Genomic DNA, 6,510 nt, shown 5'->3' with positions numbered 1-6,510 from the left:
TGTCTAGGAAAGGGCTAGCCCTTTCCTAGACACCCAAATCAACACTTCGAACAAATCTATTTGAATACGAAGGTGATCATCTACCTTGAGAAGTTGAAAAGTCATTTACACAAAAATATTGACAGTACCGTCAATAAACGTATTATGCGTATACTATTTAAAATTGAGGGTGTTTAGTTTTTAATTAAAATAGGGAATGACAGGCAGAAGCAATTTCTTTGTATAGATATGTATCAATTTTCCAAATCCTAGTGTTTATGTTACAGGGCTTTTTAACGATGCAATAAGTTTAAGAAGACTCGTTAAGAATCAAAGTTTATTCTAAAAATGATATTTGAGTAGGATGAGAATAAACTATAAAATTTCCTAGGATAAAAAAATAAAGAATAAACATTCCTAAAACATATTTATTTGTTTTATTAATTCCATTTTATGAAATAAATTAAAGAAATGGAAATAGAAAAGCTGACTAAAAAAGGCCATAAAGTCAAATGTCTCTAAGGCTGGAAAGTTTATGCATAATTAAATGGAAAAGTTATGGTTTACGTCACACTATACAATGTTAAGCATAAATTTTCTGTTGGTAATTTTATGCTTTTTTTAGTTGGATTTTGGTGGGAAAAGAGTTTGTGGGTTATTTCTAACTTCGGTTTCTTCACTAAGACCCTTAGTACTGATTAAACTGTATACACTTTTTTCCAGAACTAAAAGTTTGGTAGGTCTAGATCAAAATTACAAAACAAATTGTGTTTTCCTACTATATCAAAGAGGAATAATAATAAAGATATTAGTGAAATAATTTGTAAATGCGTTTCTCTATTCTAAATGGATTAGGAAGAATCGTCTAATTTCATTATACTCACCGTATATACTGTATCAACCTAATTCATACTAATTATGTTAAGGAAGAATCAAAAGGAGGATTCAGATTTTGCCAAATGAACAAATAACAATACATGCTATTATCAATGGAGAGAAAGTACCAACGGAAAAACAAGCTCCTCGTGAAAATCCTACCCATCCAGATGAGATTGTAGGATATGCTCCGCTTAATACGAAAGAGGAAACGGTACAAGCGATAGATGCAGCATATAATGCTTTAAAAAGTTGGGCATGGACGGAAGTGGAGGATCGAATGGAAAGAATGGAGCGGGCTATCCAAAAAATAAAGGATGCAACTCCTGAAATAGCTACTTTATTATCAAGAGAACATGGGAAGGCATTATATGATTCTAAAGGAGAGATAGCCATCTCTCTCATGTGGATGGAATTTGCTTGCAAGAATGTGAAGAAAGTCGTTAGTCCACAGGAAAAAGAACATGAAAATGGAAGAACCATTATTACATTTGATCCAGTAGGAGTTGTTTCTGCCATCTCCCCATGGAATTATCCTATTTCTTTATCCACCATAAAAATTGCTCCAGCATTATTGACGGGAAATACTATGGTTGTTAAACCAAGTCCCTTTGCTCCATTAGCTGTTAGCAAAGTGGTTGAAATCATTGCAAATGAATTTCCCCCTGGTGTTCTCAATCTTGTACATGGCGATGCAGAAGTGGGTATTGAACTAACATCTAATCCGAAAGTTGCGAAAATCGCTTTTACCGGTGGAACAAAAACTGCCAAAAGTATTATGAAAGCTGCATCAGAAACAATCAAAAAGATGACCTTGGAGCTAGGAGGAAATGATGCTGCCATCGTCTTAGAAGATTTTGATGTTAACGATGAAAAAGCGATGAGAAGAATGGTTATTTCCAACTTTTTAACAGCAGGTCAAATTTGTATGATTGCCAAACGCATTTATGTGCATCGCTCCATCTATGATGCCTTTGTAGAAAAATATATCGAAGCAGCAAATAAATGGATAAGAGTTGGAGATCCTTTTCATCCAGATGTGACAGTCGGACCTGTAAATAATAAAAACCAGGTGAAATACGTACGTAGCCTTGTAGAGGATGCTAAAAGTAAAGGCGCAAAAGTGATTCCATTAGGGAAAATACTAAATCCAGAGCTAATGGACAACGGTTATTTTCTCCAGCCAACTGTAGTACTAGGAGCAGATTATCATGACCCGATTGTAGTGGAAGAACAATTTGGACCAACTGTACCAATCTTGCCATTTGATGACGAAGAGCAAGTAATCGAATTACACAATGAAAGTATATACGGTTTAACAAGCTCTGTTTGGGGGGAGGAAGAGCATGCCGTGAAAGTAGCACGCAGAATTGAAGCTGGGACAACGATGATTAATACAGCGGCTGTTCAAGGTTTGGATGTTCAGTTTCCATTTGGTGGGGTGAAGCAGTCTGGTGTTGGAAGAGAGTATGGGGAAGAAGGATTAAAATCTTATGTAGAGACACATGTTATCAATCTTCCGAAAACCCTGGAGTTACCATATATTCCTGAGTAAAAGCGGAAAATTTAGTTTTGCTTTTTCCTAATTGATTAACTAAAAAATAGAATTAAATAGGGACTACTTCCTTTACTTAGGAAATAGTCCCTATTTTAGTATCTTAAGAAATATTTATATTCATCAAGGTCTAGCTAGTTCTGTTACTTCTTTGTTTTTTTCCCAATTTGAATATCTTCCCCATCGACATCATCAATTACTGCACCAATTTCCCCTTCTGTATATGTATCTGTTGCTTGTTCATGAGTTGTAGCCAGGCCAGATGAAAGTTGGTCCTTTTTTTCATAATCACTTGGATCAAAAACACGTCCGGCAACTTCTGTATGTTGATCTGCATTTTTCTTTTTCAATGTGAACACTCCTTTTTGTAATAACTTCTACAGATGTATTTTCTACTAAATATGAAAAATTACTCATGTAATGTTGAATTTGTGTAAAAGTGACTCCAAGTAGTTTATACAGCAGCACCTTTTTTCCCATTAAAAAAACAAAAGATGAGTGGTCAAATTCTCCGTAGATATGATGAATAAAACAATTAATCTTGCCTACATAAATTGATTGTATTGCCAAGATATTTTAGGAATACACATATTTTATTTGTGATAGTAGAAAATGCAAGTAAGTTATGTAAAAATATTCAATTAACAAAAATGTTTATTATATACGTACAATTTTTTGAAAAAAATAAAAAAGTGCGTATATGAAAGTGCACATAAAAATTCGTGAATGGTAATATACCTAATGATGAAAGCGTTTTAATTACAGGGGGTGATCATGTTAATCCATATAAAGTACTTGTAAATACTTGAATTTCTAGTACGTAAAAAATCGAATGGGGGCAAATTTTATGAGGTTACCCAAAAATGTATTTTCCTATTTTGTTATTCTTTTGATGGCAATTTTAGTTGTTGGATGTTCGAATTCCTCTAGTGGAAATGGAGAAAACACAGAAGAGGTAGAGTCTGAGGTCACTACAGTAGGTCCAGAAGATGGGGCGAAAATGGACATGTGGCTGTTTGTTGATTTACATCAAAAGTTTTATAGTGAAATGTTGAATAAATGGAATGAAGCGAATCCGGATAAGCAAATTCAAATTAAGTTTACCGTATATCCGTATGCAGATATGCATACAAAGCTAACTTTAGCAGTTCAATCAGGGGAAGGAATTCCTGATTTAGCAGATGTGGAAATTGGCCAATTTCCTAACTATTTAGACGGAGAAGTACCGTGGTTGGCATTAAACAGTTATGTAGAGCCATATAAAGCAGATTTAGTAACATCCCGATTAGATGCTTATGAAAAAGATGGTAACTATTATGGGGTACCAACACATGTTGGGGCTACGGTGATGTATTATAATACGGAAATCTTAGAAAAATACGGTATTGATTATACTCAAATTAAAACATGGGATGACTTCACAGCAGCGGGTGAAAAATTAAAAGAGGCTTCAAACGGAGAAGTTTATATGACCTCTGTTGATACTGGTGGTGCTGACTGGCTAACATTAACTATGTCTGAACATGGAGAATCTTGGGTAGAAGATCCTGAAAATGCAAATGTGAAATTAGATTCTTTAAATAATATGCTAACAATGCAACAAGGGTGGTTGGAAAGTGGTATTGCAGAAGTAACTCCAGGAGGCCAAATTGATACAGAGCAAGGTTATGCTACTGTTGCAAAAGGTGAAGTAGCTGCTTTTCCTAAAGCGATTTGGTATATGTCTCGATTTACAGATTATATGCCAGAGATGTCTGGTAAATTTGCTATTGCACCAGCTCCTGTGTTTGAAGAAGGACAAAAACGTTCGAATGGTGCAGGGGGTACAGGAACAGTAGTATATAAAGACTCTGAAAATGCAGAGCTAGCAGCTGAATTTATGGCCTGGGCTAAACTGACAGAAGAAGGCGGGGAACAAATTTGGAATATCCTTGGTTTTGATCCTGTTAATACAAAGGTGTGGACAAATCAAGACATTACTCATAATCAAGAGAACGAATATGTTAAATATTTTGTTAATAATCCATTTGATACATTATTAGAAATTCAGGATGAAGTAAATTTAATTAAAACAGTGCCAATTACTACTACTATCAATGAGGTGTTTAACTTAACTACCTTAAATGAAGTTCTAGAGAACGGTGCAGATGTAAAGCAAGCTCTTGAAGATGCGCAGGCAGAGGTAGATTTTGAACAAGAATAAGTTTAGTCTTTAAGATTGCCTCATAAAGGCAATCTTAAAGACCTTGATAGAAAAGGAGAGGAACGAATTGAAGAAGATCCAAGCTTTTTTATTCTCTCAGAAAATTGCTCCTTATGTGTTTATTTTACCGTTTATTGTTAGCTTGTCATTCTTCTGGATATATCCAATGTATTCGACCATAAATATGAGTTTTCATAATATTGGAAACGGATACAGTGAATATATTGGTCTTGCGAATTATGAAAAACTGTTAGGTGATAAGGTCTTTCATATCGCCGTTAGAAATAGTGTCATCTACACGATATTTACGTTAATTATATTAATTCCTATTCCAATGCTCTGTGCATTTTTATTGAATTCGAAAAGTGTTGTTGGTAAAAGAATCTATAAATCGATTATTTATTTGCCAGCATTGGTTTCCGTAGTAGTTGCAGGTATTTTATTTCGATATATGTTTAGTGAAATGGATTCTGGTCTGATGAATCAAATTCTGCAATTTTTTGGCCTTGAATCAAAGCAGTGGCTGAAAAATTGGGGAACAGGAATGTTTGCATTACTTTTATTAGCAACATGGAGATGGACTGGAGTAAACACTTTGTATTTTGAGGCTGGCTTAAGCTCTATTGATGAAGTGCTTTATGAATCGGCTAAAGTTGATGGTGCTAGTGCATGGCAAAGATTTTGGCATATTACTTTGCCCTTACTTAAACCAACAAGAATCTATGTTACAACCATCAGTATATATGCAGGATTAGCAATGTTTCTTGAAAGCTTTATGATATATGGAAGCAATAATTCTCCAAAAAATATTGGTTTAACGATTGTTGGTTATTTGTATAGAAGAGGAATTGAAAAGAATGATTTAGGATATGCCTCTGCTGTTGGCTTAGTATTATTGATTGTTGCGTTATCCATTAGCATGGTCTACTTGCTTTCAAGCGGCATGTTTAAAAAGGAGGACAAATAGGATGAGCAAGAATAATACTAATCCAAATAATAAATCTTTATCAAACTCCTCATTAGATATTACAAAAGGAAATAATGGTGGTAAAAATCATTTAGTGAAAACTTTTATTAATGGCTTTTTTATCATTTTGTGTGCTAGTGTGGCTGTCCCATTTATCTCAGGATTATTTGCATCTTTTCGTCCAGGTCAAATGTTAATAAGAAACGGCTTAAATCTAAACTTAGATTTTGAAAATTGGTCATTAGTCAATTATAGTTATCTTTTTGATGGAAGCACTGGCTACCTAGATTGGTATAAAAATAGTTTGATTATTACCATTGTTTCCGTTATTTTGACGTTAATTATCTGTTATTTTGTTGCATACGGCTTTGCTATGTACCATTTTAAGTTTAAAAATTTATTGTTTTTCCTAGTTATTGCGACAATGATGGTTCCGTTTGAAATATTGATGTTGCCATTATATAAACAAATGATTAGTTTTGGACTAATAGATACCTATGCGGGGGTTATCCTTCCAGGTTTAGTACATGCATCTACCATTTTTTTCTTTAGGCAATATCTTTCAGGCATACCAAAGGAATTGTTGGATGCAGGAAGAATTGATGGCAGTAGTGAGTATGGAATTTGCGTGAGAATAGTTATGCCTATTTCTAAACCTGCATTCTCCGCTATGGCTATTCTAAGTTCAATGGGGGCATGGAATAGTATGCTGTGGCCATTGATTGTTTTACGATCAGCAGAAAAATTCACATTACCTATCGGGTTAAATACGTTATTAACTCCTTATGGAAACAATTATGATGTCCTTGTGGCTGGATCGATCTTCTCCATTCTCCCTTTATTTATTCTGTACTTGATATTTAATAAGTACTTTGTCGAAGGTATGACAGCAGGCGCAGTAAAAGGATAAAGGCACTGAAATAGATGATG

General features: G+C 34.4%; 5 protein-coding genes. 4 read left to right on the top strand and 1 reads right to left on the bottom strand.

Annotated features, from left to right (window positions below):
• Positions 1–931 precede the first annotated feature (931 nt).
• Positions 932–2,410, top strand: coding sequence for an aldehyde dehydrogenase family protein (locus QQZ16_RS14020; protein ID WP_235248399.1), 1,479 nt, complete (start codon positions 932–934; stop codon positions 2,408–2,410).
• Positions 2,411–2,553: 143 nt separating this feature from the next.
• On the opposite strand, the gene QQZ16_RS14015 is transcribed toward QQZ16_RS14020, so the two are convergent.
• Positions 2,554–2,769 (bottom strand): YozQ family protein, encoded by a 216-nt coding sequence (locus tag QQZ16_RS14015; RefSeq protein WP_396953893.1) that lies wholly within the window; start codon positions 2,767–2,769, stop codon positions 2,554–2,556.
• A gap of 488 nt (positions 2,770–3,257) precedes the next feature.
• On the opposite strand from QQZ16_RS14015, the gene QQZ16_RS14010 reads away from it, so the two are divergent.
• The 3 genes from QQZ16_RS14010 (at position 3,258) to QQZ16_RS14000 (ending at position 6,490) form a co-directional block, all read left to right on the top strand.
• Positions 3,258–4,613 carry an ABC transporter substrate-binding protein gene (locus QQZ16_RS14010; RefSeq protein ID WP_031538452.1) on the top strand — a complete coding sequence of 452 codons (1,356 nt, stop codon included), beginning with the start codon at positions 3,258–3,260 and terminating at the stop codon, positions 4,611–4,613.
• A gap of 67 nt (positions 4,614–4,680) precedes the next feature.
• Positions 4,681–5,580 carry a carbohydrate ABC transporter permease gene (locus QQZ16_RS14005; RefSeq protein WP_031538454.1) on the top strand — a complete coding sequence of 300 codons (900 nt, stop codon included), beginning with the start codon at positions 4,681–4,683 and terminating at the stop codon, positions 5,578–5,580.
• Position 5,581: 1 nt separating this feature from the next.
• A complete protein-coding gene (locus QQZ16_RS14000; RefSeq protein ID WP_081836666.1) occupies positions 5,582–6,490 on the top strand; it encodes a carbohydrate ABC transporter permease in 909 nt (302 codons plus the stop codon).
• Positions 6,491–6,510: the final 20 nt, after the last annotated feature.

Origin of the sequence: Bacillus sp. T2.9-1, assembly GCF_950097965.1 — a bacterium.
Taxonomy (GTDB): domain Bacteria; phylum Bacillota; class Bacilli; order Bacillales; family Cytobacillaceae; genus Niallia; species Niallia hominis.
Note: the sequence above shows the minus strand (reverse complement) of the source record. Positions and strands in the feature narration are given on the sequence as shown.